General features: G+C 67.5%; 15 protein-coding genes. 9 read left to right on the top strand and 6 right to left on the bottom strand.

The features are described 5' to 3' along the window. The gene (locus OH686_RS03105; protein ID WP_289536115.1) at positions 1-708 is read right to left on the bottom strand and encodes a glutathione S-transferase family protein; all 708 of its coding nucleotides are present in this window, start codon (positions 706-708) and stop codon (positions 1-3) included. Between the two features lie 85 nt (positions 709-793). Here OH686_RS03105 and OH686_RS03100 point away from each other — a divergent pair, with 85 nt between their 5' ends. After that, positions 794-1,744 carry a helix-turn-helix transcriptional regulator gene (locus OH686_RS03100; RefSeq protein ID WP_289536114.1) on the top strand — a complete coding sequence of 317 codons (951 nt, stop codon included), beginning with the start codon at positions 794-796 and terminating at the stop codon, positions 1,742-1,744. On the opposite strand, the gene OH686_RS03095 is transcribed toward OH686_RS03100, so the two are convergent. After that, complete coding sequence (locus tag OH686_RS03095) at positions 1,733-2,743, bottom strand: AraC family transcriptional regulator (protein WP_289536113.1); 1,011 nt, start codon at positions 2,741-2,743, stop codon at positions 1,733-1,735. The two genes, OH686_RS03100 and OH686_RS03095, sit on opposite strands and share 12 nt — an antisense overlap. A gap of 107 nt (positions 2,744-2,850) precedes the next feature. Between OH686_RS03095 and OH686_RS03090 the strand changes: the two genes are divergently transcribed. The 4 genes from OH686_RS03090 to OH686_RS03075 all read left to right on the top strand — a co-directional run bounded on the left by OH686_RS03090 (position 2,851) and on the right by OH686_RS03075 (position 6,590). Then, positions 2,851-4,326, top strand: coding sequence for a flavin-containing monooxygenase (locus OH686_RS03090; protein ID WP_289536112.1), 1,476 nt, complete (start codon positions 2,851-2,853; stop codon positions 4,324-4,326). Then, positions 4,310-5,233 (top strand): alpha/beta hydrolase, encoded by a 924-nt coding sequence (locus tag OH686_RS03085; RefSeq protein ID WP_289536111.1) that lies wholly within the window; start codon positions 4,310-4,312, stop codon positions 5,231-5,233. The genes OH686_RS03090 and OH686_RS03085 overlap by 17 nt, the downstream gene beginning before the upstream one ends. Continuing rightward, a complete protein-coding gene (locus OH686_RS03080; protein WP_289536110.1) occupies positions 5,230-5,991 on the top strand; it encodes an SDR family oxidoreductase in 762 nt (253 codons plus the stop codon). The genes OH686_RS03085 and OH686_RS03080 overlap by 4 nt, the downstream gene beginning before the upstream one ends. A gap of 242 nt (positions 5,992-6,233) precedes the next feature. After that, positions 6,234-6,590: a ribonuclease E inhibitor RraB gene (locus tag OH686_RS03075; RefSeq protein ID WP_289536109.1), complete on the top strand. Its 357-nt coding sequence runs from the start codon at positions 6,234-6,236 to the stop codon at positions 6,588-6,590. A 63-nt stretch (positions 6,591-6,653) separates the two neighbouring features. Here the strand turns inward: OH686_RS03075 and OH686_RS03070 are convergent, their stop codons facing one another. Next, on the bottom strand, positions 6,654-7,547 hold the full coding sequence (locus tag OH686_RS03070; RefSeq protein ID WP_289536108.1) for a DUF6685 family protein: 894 nt from the start codon (positions 7,545-7,547) through the stop codon (positions 6,654-6,656). Between the two features lie 149 nt (positions 7,548-7,696). Here OH686_RS03070 and OH686_RS03065 point away from each other — a divergent pair, with 149 nt between their 5' ends. Then, positions 7,697-7,918: a DUF2835 domain-containing protein gene (locus OH686_RS03065; RefSeq protein ID WP_137972780.1), complete on the top strand. Its 222-nt coding sequence runs from the start codon at positions 7,697-7,699 to the stop codon at positions 7,916-7,918. 109 nt (positions 7,919-8,027) lie between these two features. Then, on the top strand, positions 8,028-9,053 hold the full coding sequence (locus OH686_RS03060) for a quinone-dependent dihydroorotate dehydrogenase (protein WP_289536107.1): 1,026 nt from the start codon (positions 8,028-8,030) through the stop codon (positions 9,051-9,053). An 87-nt stretch (positions 9,054-9,140) separates the two neighbouring features. On the opposite strand, the gene rmf is transcribed toward OH686_RS03060, so the two are convergent. Beyond that, entirely contained in the window at positions 9,141-9,356 is a 216-nt protein-coding gene (gene rmf / locus OH686_RS03055) for a ribosome modulation factor (RefSeq protein WP_043216230.1), read from the bottom strand. A gap of 408 nt (positions 9,357-9,764) precedes the next feature. Between rmf and rlmKL the strand changes: the two genes are divergently transcribed. After that, a complete protein-coding gene (gene rlmKL, locus OH686_RS03050; protein WP_289536106.1) occupies positions 9,765-11,957 on the top strand; it encodes a bifunctional 23S rRNA (guanine(2069)-N(7))-methyltransferase RlmK/23S rRNA (guanine(2445)-N(2))-methyltransferase RlmL in 2,193 nt (730 codons plus the stop codon). Positions 11,958-12,011: 54 nt separating this feature from the next. On the opposite strand, the gene dacB is transcribed toward rlmKL, so the two are convergent. Then, a complete protein-coding gene (gene dacB / locus OH686_RS03045; RefSeq protein ID WP_289536105.1) occupies positions 12,012-13,445 on the bottom strand; it encodes a D-alanyl-D-alanine carboxypeptidase/D-alanyl-D-alanine endopeptidase in 1,434 nt (477 codons plus the stop codon). 196 nt (positions 13,446-13,641) lie between these two features. On the opposite strand from dacB, the gene OH686_RS03040 reads away from it, so the two are divergent. Continuing rightward, positions 13,642-13,983, top strand: coding sequence for a YggL 50S ribosome-binding family protein (locus OH686_RS03040; RefSeq protein ID WP_137972784.1), 342 nt, complete (start codon positions 13,642-13,644; stop codon positions 13,981-13,983). Between the two features lie 58 nt (positions 13,984-14,041). On the opposite strand, the gene OH686_RS03035 is transcribed toward OH686_RS03040, so the two are convergent. Beyond that, on the bottom strand, positions 14,042-16,996 hold the full coding sequence (locus OH686_RS03035; protein ID WP_289536104.1) for an HD domain-containing phosphohydrolase: 2,955 nt from the start codon (positions 16,994-16,996) through the stop codon (positions 14,042-14,044). Between the last annotated feature and the right edge of the window lie 28 nt (positions 16,997-17,024).

The following is a 17,024-nucleotide window of genomic DNA, read 5'->3' as shown; positions in this document are numbered from 1 at the left end:
CTAGAGGGCTGCCAGGCGCGGTTGCAGCGCCGCCAGGCTGATATGGCCGGCGCTGACGTCGCTGTAGGCCTCCTCGCCACGCTCGACGGCCCAGGCGTAGGCCACGGCCGGGTCGTCGGCGAGCTGGCGCAGGTAGCAGTCGAGATTGGGGAAGTCGTGCTGCAGGTCGAACAGCTGCAGGTAGTCGACCCAGCGGCCGATGCCGGCCAGGTAGGCGTCGGCCAGGCTGCGGCGCTCGCCCAGCAGCCATTGCTTGCCGGTCAGCATGCGCTCCAGATGGGCGCAGCACTTGCTCACGTCCTCGCGGCCCAGCATGCGCAGCAGCTTCTGCTCGGCCTCGTCGAGGCCCTCCAGCTCGTAGGCCTTCCACAGCGGGATGAAGGCGGCGAAGAAGTCGGTGTTGAGGAAGGCCAGGGTCTGTACCAGGCGGTCGTAGTCGGGCGTGCCGGGGGCGATGCCCAGGCCGTTGTGCAAGGCGCGGCCGTTCAGGTGCAGGAGGATCGCCAGACTCTGGCTCAGCACCCGGCCGTCCTCGAGCAGCAGGGCGGGCGTCTGCAGCAACGGGTTGATCCGGGTGTAGAGCGGGTCCCAGGGGCGCTCGAGCATGTCAATGCGATTCAGCAGATAGGGCTGGTCGAGCCATTCGAGCGCCACTATCGAGCCGAAGGAACAGCCCTGTGGCACGCCATAGAAGAGGATGGGTTGCATGCTTGTCTCCTTGCATTAATGGGAATGGGGACAAGCTAGGGCTTAATCAGGCTATATTCCGCCCTAATACATTTCGAGGCGAACCATGGCCAAGCCGACCACCCGGGTACTGGCAGTACTGGAGCTGCTGCAGGCGCACGGCCAGCTCAGCGGCAGCGAACTGGCGCGGCGTCTGGAGGTGGATGGCCGCACCCTGCGCCGCTACATCGCCGCGCTGGAGGAGCTGGGCATTCCGGTGCTGGCCGAACGCGGGCGCTATGGCGGTTATCGCCTGGTGGCCGGCTTCAAGTTGCCGCCGATCCTGTTCACCCAGGACGAGACCCTGGCCGTCGCGCTGGGTCTGCTGGCGGCGCGGCGCCTGGGCCTGTCCGAGGCGGCGCCGGCGGTGGCCAGCGCCCAGGCCAAGCTGGAGCGGGTGATGCCGGCCGACCTCAAGCCCCGCATGCGCGCGCTCAGCGAGAGCATCACCCTGGCGGTGCCGGCGGCCCGTGCCGAGGGTGGCGACCAGGTGTTGCTGCCGCTGGCTTCGGCGGCCCAGCTACGCCAGCGGGTGCACCTGAGCTATCGCAGCGGCGACGGGCAGGACAGCCAGCGCGAGTTCGATCCCTACGGGCTGATCTATCGCGATGGCTGCTGGTACGCGGTGGGCCATTGCCATCTGCGTGGCGGCCTGCGCTCGTTCCGTCTGGACCGGATGTTGGCGGTCGCACCGCTGCCGGCCTATTTCGGCAAGCCGGAGGGATTCGATATCGAGGCCTACCTGCAGCAGAGCCTGGCCAACCTGCCGCGGCCCATCGCGGTGGAGGTGCTGCTGCGCTGCGAGCTGCAGCAGGCCGGCCTGGAGCTGGGCGGTCGCGTGGGGCTGTTGCAGCCCGTGGAGGGCGGCGTGCTGCTGCGGGCACGCACCGAGAGCCTGAGCTGGTTCGCCCGCCAGCTGTGCCAGCTGTCCTGTCCGTTCGAGGTGCTGCAGCCGGCCGAGCTGGCCGATGCCCTGGCCGAACACGCCAGGGCGCTGCTGGCGCGGCTATCCGCCTGAGCCGCGCTGGAACTGGCGCGGCGACTTGCCGTTCCAGCGCTTGAAGGCGTGGATGAAGTTGGACACCTCGCCGTAGCCCAGGCGTTCGGCAATCTCCTCCAGGGTCAGGCCGCCGGTGGCCAGCAGCTCCTCGGCCAGGGCCTGGCGCACTTCGTCCAGCAACAGGCGGAAGTTGCTGCCTTCCTCGTCCAGGCGTCGGCGCAGGGTGCGCGAGCTCATGTTCAGCCCGCTGGCCACCTGTTCCATGTCCGGCAGGCGCCCGGGGCGCTCCAGCAGCAGGGTGCGGATGCGCCCGGCCAGGCCGCCATGCTGGCTGCGCTTGGCCAGCAGGCGCTGGCATTGTTCCTCGCACAGCTGCGCCGCCTGCGGGTGGGCGCCGGCCAGCGGCAGGTCGAGCAGATGGCTGGGGAAGACGAAGCGGTTGTGCGCCTGGCCGAACCGCGGCAGCACGCCGATTTCCTCGACGAAGGGTCGCGGATCTTCCGGCTGCGCCAGGTTCAGCTCCACCCGCAGGATCGGCAGGTCGCGGTGGAACAGCTCGCGCAGCACCTGCAGCATGCCCGACAGGTCGCGCTCCAGGAGGAAGTCACGCACGTCGGCGGGCACGTTGTGGTCGTCCAGCAGCAGGTGCACCTCAGTATCGTTTTCCTCCAGGCGCATGCCGTGGAAGGCATAGGTCAGGTCCAGGTAGCGCAGGCCGAGGCTGGCGGCGTCGCGGAAGGTCGGGCTGGCGAGCAGGGCGAAGCCCCAGATGCCGTAGCTGTTGAGCCGGTAGCGGCGGCCCAGCGGCAGGCCCAGGCCCGGCCGCGAGCCTGCGGCGTGCAGCAGGTTGCGCACCAGCTGCAGCTCCTGCTCGGCCTCCACCTCGGCGCCGGGGTCGGCCAGCAGGCGCCAGTCCAGGCCGGTGTCCTGCAGGCAGGCGTCGAGGCTCAGGCCGAGGTCCAGACCATATTGGGTGAGGAGTTGCACGCTGACGGCACTGCGGCGTGGGCGGGGCATGGCTTGTCCGAAAGTCACAATTTATTGGCCGACTATGCCATAAACCGCAACGGGGGGAGTGAGTAGCATCCGTTCATCCGCAATACTGGCGGCTCACGGAGATAACAATGAACAACAATACTCCCGAGCAGCAGGCGCCCCTGCGCGTGCTGATCATAGGCTCAGGTTTCGCCGGCCTCGGTCTGGCCATGCGCCTGCGTCAGCGTGGCGAGGACGACTTCCTGATCCTCGAGAAGGGCGGCGAGCCCGGCGGCACCTGGCGCGACAATGACTACCCCGGCGCCGCCTGCGACGTGCCTTCGCACCTGTATTCCTTTTCCTTCGAGCCGAAGACCGACTGGACCCGGCGCTACGCGCCCCAGGCGGAGATCTTCGCCTACGTGCGCCAGTGCATCGCGCGCCATGACCTGGCGCCGCGCATCCGCTGCTACAGCGAGGTGGCCGAGGCCTGGTTCGACGAGCCGGCCGCGCTGTGGCGGGTGACCACCACCGACGGCGCCAGCTTTAGCGCACGGGCGCTGGTCAGCGCCTGCGGCCAGCTCAACCGCCCGCTGTACCCGAATATCCCCGGGCTGGAGCGTTTCGCCGGGGCCAGTTTCCACTCGGCGCGCTGGCGCCACGACGTGGATCTGGCCGGTAAGCGCGTGGCGGTGATCGGCACCGGGGCCAGCGCCATCCAGTTCGTGCCGCAGATCGCCGCCAAGGTCAGCAAGCTGCACCTGTTCCAGCGTACGCCGGCCTATGTGCTGCCCAAGCCGGACCGTGCCTACAGCCGCTTCGAGCTGGCGCTGATGCAGCGCTGGCCGTGGACGCAGAAGCTCGACCGGGCCTGGCAGTACCTGTTCCACGAGGCCCGCGGGGTGGCCTTCTTCCTCCTGCCCGCGCTGATGAAGCCGTATCGCCAGCTGTTCCTGCGGCATCTCGCTCGCGAAGTGGCCGACCCGGTGTTGCGCGCGAAGCTGACCCCGGACTACCCGCTGGGCTGCAAGCGCATCCTGATCAGCAACGACTACTACCCGGCCCTGGTGCAACCGCAGGTGGAGGTGGTGGGCGAGGCGATCCGCGAGGTGACCGAGCGCGGCATCGTCACCGCCGACGGGGTGGAGCGCGAAGTGGATGTGCTCATCCATGGCACCGGCTTCGCCGCCAGCGATTTCCTCGCACCGATGCAGATCCGCGGCCTCGGCGGCCTGGACCTGAACCAGGCGTGGCAGGACGGTGCCGAGGCCTACAAGGGCATCAGCGTCACCGGCTTCCCCAACCTGTTCATCCTCTACGGGCCGAACACCAACCTGGGCCACAACTCGATCATCTACATGCTCGAGAGCCAGTTCCCCTATGTGCTGGACTGCCTGGCCAAGCTGGAGGAGGGCGTGCGCTACCTGGACGTGCGCCAGCCGGTGCAGGCGGCATGGAACCGCCGGGTGCAGCAGGCCATCGAGCGTTCGGTGTGGGAGCAGGGCTGCTCCAACTGGTACAAGAACGCCGCCGGCAAGCACACCAACAACTGGTCCGGCTTCACCTTCAGCTATCGCCGCCACACCCGCCGGCCGCAGTGGAGCGACTATGACCTGGTCCGTTGAGCTGCCCGCGCCGAGCCTAGCCCAGCGCCTGCTCACGGCGCTGCTGCGGGCCAGCACCTGGCTGGTGTTCCGCAGCGGCATGCATTCGCGCCTGGCGCCGCGCATCCAGCGCCGCGTGCTGCGCCTGGCCACCGCAATTGCACCAGCAGCGCGCGGGGTGTGCCGCGAAGCCGGCGTGCTCGGCGGCGTCGCCTGCGAGTGGCTGCTGCCGCCACGGGATAACGGCTGGGTGCTGCTGTATGTGCATGGCGGCGCATTTATGGTCGGCTCGCCGCGCACTCATCGCGCCATCACCACGACCTTGGCGAAACGGGCGAGCCTGCGGGTCTGCGCGCTGGACTATCGCCTGGCGCCGGAGCATCCCTGGCCGGCAGCCGCCGACGATGTGTTGGCCGCCTACCGGGCGCTGCTGGAACAGGGCCAGCCGGCCGTGCGCATCGTCCTGGCCGGCGACTCGGCCGGCGGTCATCTGGCGCTGACCTGCACGCTGCGCCTGCGCGAGCAGGGGCTGCCGCAGCCGGCGGCGCTGGTCTGTCTGTCGCCGGTCACCGATCTGACGGGGAGCATCTGGCACGAGCCGCCGGGCGGCGATCCGCTGATCACCCGTGGCTGGCTGCAGCAGGGGGTGGACGCCTACTGTCCCGCGAGCGAGGCGCGCGGCCAGCCGCTGCTGTCGCCGCTGCGGGCCGAGCTGCATGATCTGCCACCGTTGTTGGTGCAGGTCGGCGCGGACGAGCACCTGTTGCAGCAGAGCCTGCGCCTGGGCGAGCGCCCGGGCCTGGATCTGCGTCTGGAGGTCTATCCGGGCCTGTGGCATGTGTTCCAGATCAATTGCGGCCTGCTGGCCGCGGCCGACCTGGCCATGGGCCGGATCGTCGAATTCCTAGGGGAGCGAGGTTGCCGATGAACACCATCCTGATTACCGGCGCCGCCTCGGGCATCGGCGCCGCTGCCGCCCGGCTGTTCCATTCCCGCGGTTGGAGCGTCGGTCTGCTGGACATCGACCACCAGGCCCTCGCCACGCTGGCGGCGGAGCTGGGCGGGGTATGGCATGCCGAGCTCGATGTCACCGATGCCGGTGCGGTGCGCGAGGCCCTGCGGGACTTCTGCGCGGCCCACGGCGGGCGCCTGCGTCTGCTGTTCAACTCGGCCGGCGTGTTGCGCTTCGGCCATTTCGAGGACATCAGCCTGGAGGAGCATTCGCGCATCCTGCAGATCAACGTGCTCGGCCTGCTGCAGGTGACCCATGCGGCGTTCCCCTACCTCAAGGGCACGCCGGGCGCGCAGGTGGTCAATATGGGCTCAGCGTCCGGCCTGTACGGCACGCCGCATATGGTCAGCTATTCGGCCTCCAAGTTCGCCGTGCGCGGCCTGAGCGAGGCGCTGGAGCTGGAGTGGCGGCGCCATGGCATCCATGTCGGCGACCTGATGCCGCCCTTTGTCGCCACGCCAATGGTCGATAGCCAGCGCTTCACCCCGCCGGCGCTGCGCCGCATGGGGGTGAAGCTGCGCGCCGAGGACATCGCCCAGGCACTGTGGCGGCAGGTCGAGCGGCCCAGGGTGCACCGCCCGATTCACTGGCTGTTCCGCCTGATGTACGGCGCCGGCCAGGTTTCGCCACCGGCCATCAGTCGCCTGCTGATGGGCTGGATGAGCCGCGATTGAGCCGCCCGTCGCCGAAGCTCGGGTCAACGGCCAGAGGGACGGCAAGGTGCCCGGCTAGACGCTACCCTGACTAAACGACGGCACCGGTCAGCGTTCGTCTGGCCAACCGTCCGCGGGCCTGTGGCTCGCGCATGACAGATCAGGCAGTCGCTGCCTGATTCTCGGGCGGCACCGCGCGGTGCCGCATGGCCGCCAAATCCTTGGTGGCTGCGGTCGATCCATCGCCTGAGAGGAGGTCGTTTATGAGCACAGCCTTCCAAGATGATGTCAGCACTAACGTTCTGCGCCGCATGAAAGAGGGCGGTTTCGATTTCGCCCGTGTCCATCCCATCGAGTTCTACGCCATCTTCCCGAATGAGGATCGGGCCAGAGAGGCGGCCAGGCAGTTCCGCGGCGAGTCCATGAACGCGCAGGTGAATATCCGCGAGGATGGCGCCTGGCACCTGCAGGTGAGCAAGGTGATGTATGCCACCCACGCCGGTATCGGCGATTTCGAGCAGGATCTGGAGGCTCTGGTGGTGCCGCTCGGCGGCGTGCTGGACGGCTGGGGCGTGACCCAGGAAGTCCGTCTCGACGCTCAGATCGCCCGTCGGCTCTGAGCGCTGTGAATGCCGGCCAACCCGCTGGGTTGGTCGGTACCTGTCTTCTCTCTTCTTAACGAATCAGGCCGCGGTGCGCTGTTGCAGCGCCTCGAGGTAGCCGATCACGTCCGGGGCGCCGGCCAGGCGCAGACCTTCGCCCAGGGCATTGGCCTCCGGCGACTCCTTGGGCAGCAGGAGGAACTCCGGGGCGTCCGGGTAGCGCAGCAGTGACAGGCGCGCGTAGGGCAGGCCATTGTCCAGCAGCAGGCTCATGAAGCTCGGCTCGCTCCAGGCCTGCACCGGCATGGCGGTCATGTGGTACAGCCGGCGCAGTTCGGCCAGGCCGCTGGCGCTCAGGCGATAGCGGGTCAGCTCGGCCGGCAGGGTGACTTCCAGGCCGCGCAGGCGGGCGTAGGCGATGGCGCAGGCGAATTCCTCGCCGTGCTGCTCGCCGGCCCAGAACATGCGCTCGCCGTACCAGCTGGCCTGGCGCAGCTCCACCGCCTCGGCGGCGAGGAAGCGCGGCATGGCATGACTGATGGTCTTGAGGAAATCCTTGTAGCTGATGATGCGGGCGCAACGCCCCAGTGGGCAGGAGGCCAGCTCTTCGAAACTGGTCAGTGCGTTGTCCAGGCTCGGCGGCGGGCTGCACAGGCCGTCGATCACGCGCAGGTCGAAGTCGTCGAGGTGCTCCAATTGGCGTTCCACCACGCCCATCAGCACGGCGCGGGCGGCCGCCTTGTCTTCCTGCACCGGTCCGGAGAGGGCGTCGCGCGGCAGGTCCACCAGACGATGCAGCGGCGGGCCGGCCTGCCACCAGACGCTCGGCACCGGCACCGGCAACGCCTTGAACGGCAGGCGCAGGCTGCGCGCACGCTCGAACACCAGGCGTGGCACACGGCCGCTGAGGCCGAGGCGCTGGGCCAGGGCGGACAGGCGCGAGGCGATGCTGGTGGGGGATTCGGACAGACTCATGACCCGAAGGGTACTCCTGGCACTACGGTGCCAGTGTGGCAGAGCCGCCGACGCGGTGCACTATGCCGATGCGTCGGGCCCATGATCATGGGCCCTGATTGGGCTGCTGCCTGTGGCAGAATGGTGCCGATCATTTCGAGGATGCCTCCATGCCCAGCCTGGTGCTGGATATCGCTTTGCCTGCGGAACGCTTCCTGGCCGTGTACCAGGGGCGTGCCAATCGGGTTCTGCTCTATAGTCGCGATGGCCGCAAGGTCAGCTTGCCGGCGCATCACCTGCGTCCATTCCTGCGCCATGACGGTATTCACGGCGTGTTCGAGTTGGAATTCAGCGCGGCCGGGGAACTGCTGGGCCTGCGTCAGCTGCAATAACACTCGAACGGTCTCCTTATTACTCCCTTGCCTCGCCTGAGGCTAGTGCCGGCGGCTATAATCGCGCTCTGTTTCCCACTGCCACCCCTTACTCCGAGCCGATCCGCCCATGTACGACCTGGCCCGCGCGCTGCTGTTCCGTCTTGCCCCCGAAACTTCTCACGAACTGTCCATCGATCTGATCGGTGCCGGTGGCCGTCTGGGCCTCAACGGCCTGGTGTGCAAGGCACCGAGCAACCTGCCGGTAAGCGTGATGGGGCTGCAGTTCCCCAACCCCGTGGGCCTGGCCGCCGGCCTGGACAAGAACGGCGATGCCATCGACGGCTTCGCCCAGCTCGGCTTCGGCTTCGTCGAGATCGGCACCGTGACCCCGCGCCCACAGCCGGGCAATCCCAAGCCGCGCCTGTTCCGCCTGCCGGAAGCCACCGCGATCATCAATCGCATGGGCTTCAACAACCATGGCGTCGACCACCTGCTGGCCCGGGTCGCCGCGGCCAAGTACAAGGGCGTGCTGGGCATCAACATCGGCAAGAACTTCGACACCCCGGTCGAGCGCGCGGTGGATGACTACCTGATCGGCCTGGACAAGGTCTACGCCCACGCCAGCTACGTCACCGTCAACGTCAGCTCGCCCAACACCCCGGGCCTGCGCAGCCTGCAGTTCGGTGACCAGCTCAAGCAGCTGCTCGAAGCCCTGCGCCTGCGCCAGGAAGACCTGGCCGTGCAGCATGGCAAGCGCGTGCCGCTGGCGATCAAGATCGCCCCGGACATGAGCGACGAGGAAACCGTGCAAGTGGCCCAGGCCCTGGTGGAAACCGGCATGGATGCGGTGATCGCCACCAACACCACGCTGGGGCGTGAGGGCGTGGAGAGTCTGCCGTTCGGTAACGAGGCCGGTGGCCTGTCCGGCGCGCCGGTGCGCGACAAGAGTACCCATACCGTGCGCGTGCTGGCCGGCGAGCTGAAGGGCCGTCTGCCGATCATCGCCGTGGGCGGCATCACCGAGGGCGCGCATGCGGCGGAGAAGATCGCCGCCGGGGCCAGCCTAGTGCAGATCTACTCCGGGTTCATCTACAAGGGGCCGGCGCTGATTCGCGAGGCGGTGGATGCCATCGCCGCGCTGCCCAGGAACTGAAGTCATAAAAAAGGGCCCCGGAGGGGCCCTTGGGCTCTCGCCCACCGCCCGGATGGGGCGGTCTGGTGAAGTCGGGGTGATCCTGATTCAGCCGACGGCGTGGAGTTCGTTGAGTCTGTGGATGCCGGCGGTGCCGGTCAGTCCGTCCCAGTTGTCACCGCGGCCCTCGCGCCAGCCGTTGATCCAGGCTTGACGGGTAGTAGGGTGGGTGAAAGGACACATATCGCGGGATTTACCATGAATGCCGTGCTGATAGCCGCGCAAGAAAGCTCGTTCCAACGGATCACGCTTAAGTCTTCTCATCGGGTGTTGCCCTCACTGTTGACTGTTATGTCCCGTTGGCCCCGTGGTGGGACCAGGCAGAAAAATGCTTCTGCCAGTAGGGCCCGCTGCCGGCGTGGCGGGCCACCTGCCAGCACCATTGCGGTGCCGGCCTGAGTTGATTTCTATCGAATGCGTTCCACCCTGTGAATGATCGTTTTGTCATAAGGACGTAACGTGAGTGGGAGGGGAGCCATAAGGTTCAAACCCTTTTTTGCGGCTCCCATTGCTGAGGGCCGCGCCATTGCGGAACCTCGGCTCTCCACGCAGGCGCTTTGCCATTGCGAACTGCTCTCGTCTGCGAGCGCTGTTTATTCCGACGAAGGGTCGCACTGCGACGTCTCGTCACACTAAGGTGGCCCACAGGCCACCCCGATTACTGGATGCCCCATGTCTGACCGCTATGAACTGATCCTCACCTGCCCCAAGAGCCTGGAAGGCCTGCTGCTCGAAGAAGCCAGCGGCCTGGGCCTGGAGGAGGCCCGCGAGCAGACCGCCGCCGTGCGTGGCTTCGCGCCCATCGAGGTGGGCTACCGCCTGTGCCTCTGGTCGCGCCTGGCCAACCGCGTGCTGCTGGTGCTGCGCCGCTTCCCGGTACAGAACGCTGAGGAGCTTTATCAGGGTGTGCTGGCGGTGGACTGGGCCGAGCACCTGGACCCGGCCGGTACCCTGGCGGTGGAGTTCAGTGGCCATGGCGCCGGCATCGACAACACCCACTTCGGTGCGCTGAAGGTCAAGGATGCCATCGTCGACAAGCTGCGCACCCCGGCCGGCACGCGCCCGTCGATCGACAAGGTCGACCCGGACCTGCGCGTGCACCTGCGCCTGGACAAGGGCGAGGCGGTGCTGTCGCTGGACCTGGCCGGGCATAGCCTGCATCAGCGCGGCTATCGCCTGCAGCAGGGCGCCGCGCCGCTCAAGGAGAACCTGGCCGCTGCCATCCTGATCCGCGCCGGCTGGCCGCGCATCGCCGCCGAGGGCGGCGCCCTGGCCGACCCCATGTGCGGCGTCGGCACCTTCCTGGTCGAGGCGGCGATGATGGCCGCCGACATGGCGCCCAACCTGCGTCGCGAGCGCTGGGGCTTCAGCAACTGGCTCGGCCATGTGCCGGCGATCTGGAAGAAGCTGCACGCCGAGGCCGAGCAGCGCGCCGCCGTCGGCCTGGCCAAGCCGCCGCTGTGGATTCGTGGCTACGAGGCCGATCCGCGGCTGATCCAGCCGGCGCGCAACAATATCGAACGCGCCGGCCTCGGCGAGTGGGTCAAGCTGTACCAGGGCGAGCTGGCCACCTTCGAGCCGCGCCCGGACAAGAACCAGACCGGCCTGATCGTCAGCAACCCGCCCTATGGCGAGCGCCTGGGCGACGAGGCCAGCCTGCTCTATCTCTACCAGAACCTCGGCGAGCGTCTGCGCCAGAGCTGCCTGAACTGGGAGGCGGCGGTATTCACCGGCGCGCCCGAGCTGGGCAAGCGCATGGGTCTGCGCAGCCACAAGCAGTACGCCTTCTGGAACGGCGCGCTGCCGTGCAAGCTGCTGCTGTTCAAGGTACTGCCGCAGCAGTTCGTCACCGGTGAGCGCAGCGAGCGGCGCCAGACTGGTGAGGAGGGCGCCGCTGCCCCGGTGGCCAGCGAGCCGGCGCGCCTGTCCGAGGGCGGGCAGATGTTCGCCAACCGCCTGCAGAAGAACCTCAAGAGCCTGGGCAAGTGGGCGAAGAAGGCCGGCATCGAATGCTATCGCCTGTACGACGCCGACATGCCCGAATACGCCCTGGCCATCGACCTATACCGCGACTGGGTGCATGTGCAGGAGTACGCGCCGCCGCGCTCCATCGACCCGGACAAGGCCCAGGCGCGTCTGCTCGACGCCCTGGCGGCGATCCCGGTGGCGCTGGGCATAGCGCCGGACAAGGTGGTGATCAAGCGTCGCGAGCGCCAGGCCGGCACCAAGCAGTACGAGCGCCAGGCCAGCCAGGGCCAGTTCATGGAGGTGAGCGAGGGCGGCGTGCGCCTGCTGGTCAACCTGACCGACTACCTGGACACCGGCCTGTTCCTCGACCATCGCCCGCTGCGCCTGCGCATCCAGCAGGAGGCGGCCGGCAAACGTTTCCTCAACCTGTTCTGCTACACCGCCACGGCCACCGTGCACGCGGCCAAGGGCGGTGCGCGCAGCACCACCAGCGTCGATCTGTCGAAGACCTACCTGGACTGGGCGCGGCGCAACCTGTCGCTCAACGGCTTCTCCGACAAGCACCGCCTGGAGCAGGGCGACGTGATGGCCTGGCTGGAGGCCGATCGCGGCGAGTACGAACTGATCTTCATCGACCCGCCGACCTTCTCCAACTCCAAGCGCATGGAGGGCGTGTTCGACGTGCAGCGTGACCATGTGCACCTGCTCGACCTGGCCATGGCGCGCCTGGCGAAGGGCGGGGTGCTGTACTTCTCCAACAACTTCCGCAAGTTCCAGCTCGACGAGAGCCTGGCCGAGCGCTATGCGGTGGAGGAGATCAGCGCCCAGACCGTCGACCAGGATTTCGCGCGCAACGCCAAGATCCACCGGGCCTGGCGCCTGACCGCCAAGGCCTGATGCAGCGCCCATAAAAAAGCCCGCCGAATGGCGGGCTTTTTCGTTGCGGCGCACTCAGCGCCGGTAGATGTCCAGCAGCACCTGATCGAGGATCGCCGAGGCGCCCCAGGGACGCGGGTCGTTGAGGATCGCCACCACCACCCAGTTCTGGCCCTTGGCCGTGCGGGTGAAGCCGGCGATGGCGCGCACGTTGTTCAGGGTGCCGGTCTTGATGTGGCCCTGGCCTTCCATGCCGGTGCGCTTGAGGCGCTTGCGCATGGTGCCATCCATGCCCACCAGCGGCATCGAGGCGATGAACTCTGGCGCATAGGGGCTGTGCCAGGCGGCCTGCAGCATGCCGGCCATCTCGCGGGCGCTGACTCTTTCTGCGCGCGACAGGCCGGAGCCGTTCTCGATCACCAGGTGCGGCGCGGTGATGCCCTTCTTCGCCAGCCAGTTGCGGATCACCCGCTGGGCGGCCTTGGCATCGTCCGGGTCGGCGCGGTCGCGGAAGTTCTGGCCCAGGCTGAGGAACAGCTGCTGGGCCATGGTGTTGTTACTGTACTTGTTGATGTCGCGGATGATCTCGGTGAGGTCCGGCGAGAAGGTGCGTGCCAGCAGCTTGGCGTTCTTCGGCACGTCGCCGACGCGGTCCTTGCCGATGATGCTGCCGCCCAGCTCCTGCCAGATGGCGCGCACGGCGCCGGCAGCGTAGGCCGGGTGGTCGAGCAGGGCCAGGTAGGTCTGCGCGCTGCAGCCTTCGGCCAGCTTGCCGGTCACCACCAGGGTGGTGCCGTCGAACTGGGTCACCGGGTTGTAGCGCACATCCGGCCAGGCCGGGCACTTGGCGCCGCCGAGGGCCTTGACCTTGTTGTCGATGCGCACATTGGTCAGTGGCGGCTCCATCATCACGCTGACCTTGCCGCCACTGGTGCGGGCGATCATGCGCACGGCCTTTAGGTTGACCAGCAGCGAGTCGGGGCCGACCAGGAACGGCTTGTTCGGATCGCCACCGTCGTCGTTGAAGCTGGGTAGCTGCGGATGGTGGAAGTGACCGCGGTCCAGCACCAGGTCGCCGGTGATCTGCTGCACGCCGTTGGCGCGCAGGTCGCGCATCATCAGCCAGAGCTTCTCCATGTTCAGCTTGGGATCGCCGCCACCCTTGAGGTAGAGGTTGCCGTTGAGCACGCCGTTCTTCAGCGGGCCGTCGCCATAGAACTCGGTGCGCCACTGGTGGGTGGGGCCGAGTAGCTCGAGGGCGGCGTAGGTGGTGACCAGCTTCATGGTCGAGGCCGGGTTCACCGACACATCGGCGTTGTGGATGATGCCGCCGCCGCTGCCATCCAGCGGCAGGGCTACCAGCGACAGGCTGCTGGCCTGCAGCTTGTTGGCCTTGAGCGACTGCTGCACCTTGGCCGGCAGCGTGCTGCTGACCTGGGCGGCGGAGAGGGGAAGAGCGACGGGAAGCAGGAGCGAAGCGACGACGAGACTGCGGAACGTTCTGATCATTGGCACGGGCCCAGGCAGAAAAAGGGCGAAAAGAGGTGCGGATACCGCTGTTTTGCCGCGCATTATGCCCCAAGCATGCAGGCCTGGGGGCTCGAACAGCCGATCGCGCGGGCTTTATTTCTGAACGGGCGGGCAGCTCGCGCGGCAACCTGCTAGAGTGCCGCCCGTTGCAATCAATGAGTATCTAGGAGTGTTTATGGCCACCAACCGTTCCCGCCGCCTGCGCAAGAAACTGTGCGTCGACGAATTCCAGGAACTGGGCTGCGAGCTGACCCTCGGCTTCAACGAAGGCCTGAGCGAAGAAGGCGCCGACAAGTTCGTTGACGAGTTCCTGCGCGACGGCATCGACGCCAACGGCCTGGGCTACGTCGGCGGTGAAGACTACGGCTTCGTGTGCCTGGCCAAGCGAGGCTCGGTCAACGAGGAGCAGCGCGCTGCCCTGGAAGCCTGGCTGAAGGGCCGCAAAGAGCTGAGCGAGTTCAGCCTCAGCCCGCTGATGGACGTGTGGTATCCGGAAAACCCGGTGAACAAGGCCTGATCGGCCACCACGCGAATGAAAGAGCCCGGCCAGTGCCGGGCTTTTTTGTGGCCGGGATTCAGCTCAGGCCGGCCTTGGCCAGGATCGCCGCGGTGTCCACCGGGTCGATCTGCTCGGGGCGCAGGTAGCGCTCGGCGTACGCCAGCGGAATGCCGCTGCGCACGAACAGGCCGAACAGCTCCGGGTCGACGTGGGCGCCGCGGCACATGCCGGCCATGATGTTGAGCGACTCGGTGAGGGTCTTGCCCTTCTTGTACGGCCGATCCACCGCGGTGAGCGCCTCGAAGATGTCGGCGATCGCCATCATCCGCGCCGGCAGGCTCATCTCCTCGCGCTTTAGGCGCTTCGGGTAGCCGCTGCCATCCATCTTCTCGTGGTGCCCGCCGGCGATCTCCGAGACGTTCGCCAGGTGCCTGGGGAACGGCAGGTGATCGAGCATGCGGATGGTCTGCACCATGTGGTTGTTGATCAGGTAGCGCTCTTCGGCGGTGAGGGTGCCGCGGGCTATCCCTAAGTTGTACAGCTCACCGCGGTTGTGTTTGTAGGCCGGCACGTCGAGCTTGAAGCCCCAGGGGTTGTCCGCCGGGATCAGCTCGCTGTCCGGGCGCTCCAGCAGGTGCTCGGGCTTGTCCGCCAGCAGCGGCTCCTGCACCGGCAACACGGGGGCAGGGGTTCGCGCCTGGCGCTGGTTCTCTTCCCAGGACACGCCGATGCGGTCGTCCAGGGTCCGCGTCCAGGTCCGCGCGCCGATGCTGCGCAGCCGCTCCAGATCGGCATCGGCCATGGCCTCGCCACCCAGGTTGCAGCGGGCGATGAAGGCGAATTCGTCATCCAGTGCGGCCAGGGTCTCGTCGCGCAGGGCGGCCAGGCCGGCCTCCGCGCCGCCCTTGGCCATGCCTTCCCAGTAGGCGATCCAGGCATCGCGCTTGAGCACCTCGAAGCGGGTGCGCACCTCGTGGATGCGGTCGTAGATGGTCTCCAGCTTGGTCGCCTTGTCCACCACGTATTCCGGGGTGGTGACCTTGCCGCAGTCGTGCAGCCAGGCGGCGATATGCAGGGCCTCCCATTCCTCGTCGCTGGGCTGGTAGCCGGCGAACGGCTCGGCATCGCTGGCGGCGGCGGCGCGGGCGAGCATCAGGGTCAGCTCCGGCACGCGCTGGCAGTGGCCGCCGGTATAGGGGCTCTTGGCGTCGATGGCGCCGGCGATCAGCTGGATGAAGGCGTCCAGCAGCTGTTTCTGCTGTTCCAGCAGGCGCTGGCTCTCGATGCACAGGGCGGCCACGCCGGACACCGCCTCGACGTAGGCGATGCGTTGCGGCTTGAGCATGGTCGGCTCGGCCTCCTCGCCGGTATCTCGGTGTAGCAGCATCAGCACGCCGACCGTCTCGCCCTGGCGGTTGTGCAGGCCGGTGCAGACCAGGTGTATGCGCGGGCTGTCGAGGGTGTGCAGCAGGCTCTGGAAGCCTTCGGCCTGGTCGAAACCGAGCGAGGCCACGGCAGTGGCGCCGCCCTCGGCCGGTTGGCGAATCCAGCTGGGGATATTGGTGGCGCCGGCCGGGTATTCGGGGATGCGGTGCTGTTCCAGGCTGTGCTGCTCGTCGTTGATGAACAGACCATGGGGTTCCAGCTTGCCGCTGCTGCCGTCGCGCAGGTAGAGCAGGCCGGCGCTGGCCTCGCTGAGGTCCACCGTCTCCTTCAGCACGCGGCGCAGCAGCGCGTCGAAGCGGGTCTCGGCGGACAGGCTGGCGGTGATGTCGAGGAAGCTGGACAGGGTGTCCTTCATCTTGCCCATGGCCACGGCCAGCTGGTCGATCTCCAGCACCGGTGAGCGGCCGCTGGCCGGATGGGCGAAGTTGAAGCTGCGGATCGCTTCGGCCTCGTTGACCAGCGCACGCAGCGGCTTGACCAGGATGCGCGACATCAACCAGCCGAGCGGGATGCACAGCAGCAGGATGGTCAGGGTCAGCACCGCGCCTTGCCAGCGGATGCGGTAGGCGTCGGCGAGCAATTCTTCCTCCGGCGCCAGCAGGGCCAGGCGCAAACCGTTGGGGCCTCCCTCGTCGAGCTGGCTGTAGGACACCTGCCAGCGCTTGCCGGCCAGTTTCATGGCGCCTTCGCGGTCCTTGTCCAGGCCGCGCTGGAACAGTTCGCCGAGGGCCGGGCTGAGGCGCTCGACCTGGGCCAGGTGGGTGGTGCCGTTGCTCACCACCAGCTTGTCGATGTCCGGGTAGGCCACCGCGGCGCCATCCGGGCGGTACAACACCACCTCGGTGGAGGGCGTGACCTTGTGCCGGGCCAGGGTGGCGGAGAGGTCGGCCAGGGTCAGGTCGGCGCCGAGCACCGTGTCGCCGCTGCTGGTGCGGGCGAGGGTGGTGCCGACGTCCTTGGTGGAGAAGAAGGCATAGGGCTCGGTGGTGATCAGTTCGCCGCGCTCGCGGGCGCTCTGGTACCAGGGGCGGGTGCGTGGGTCGTACTTCTCGCTGAGGTTCTGCCGGCGGCTGATCCAGTTGAGTTCGGCGTCGAAGAACTGCGACTCGGATATCGGCCGCGCCTCGCCGGTGCGGTCGATGCTCCAGACCTGGAAGGCCGCGTTGACCGGGGCGTCGAAGATCTGCTTGAGCCGCTCGTCGCGCAGCGGCCGCACCATGAAGAAGTCGCCATCCTCGTAGCCCAGGTAGAGCGAGGCCAGCTTGGGGTTGTCGCGCAGGGCCTGGGCGAAGACCGGCAGCAGGTTCATGCGCTGGAAGCTGTCGCGCGACAGGTTGCGCTCGTTGAGGGCGAGCAGGCCGAGCAGGTGACGGATCGGCTGGTATGTGTACTGCAGGTCGGCTTCCACCTCCTCGCGCATCTGGGCGAACAGCTGTTTGCTGCTGGAGAGGATGACCTGGGTGGTCTGGTAGTAGTTGAACAGGCCGAGGATCACGCCGCTACCGAGCAGCAGCAGAGTGAACAGCACGCTGATATGGACGTGGAGTGGAAAGCGGCGTTCTTTGTTTCGAGTCTTGCCCTGCATTGTCTCACTCCTTTGACAACATCTCAGG

The sequence above is a fragment of the Pseudomonas sp. SO81 genome, assembly GCF_030374125.1.
Classification (GTDB): Bacteria; Pseudomonadota; Gammaproteobacteria; order Pseudomonadales; family Pseudomonadaceae; genus Aquipseudomonas.
This window is presented reverse-complemented; position numbering and strand designations above follow the sequence as displayed.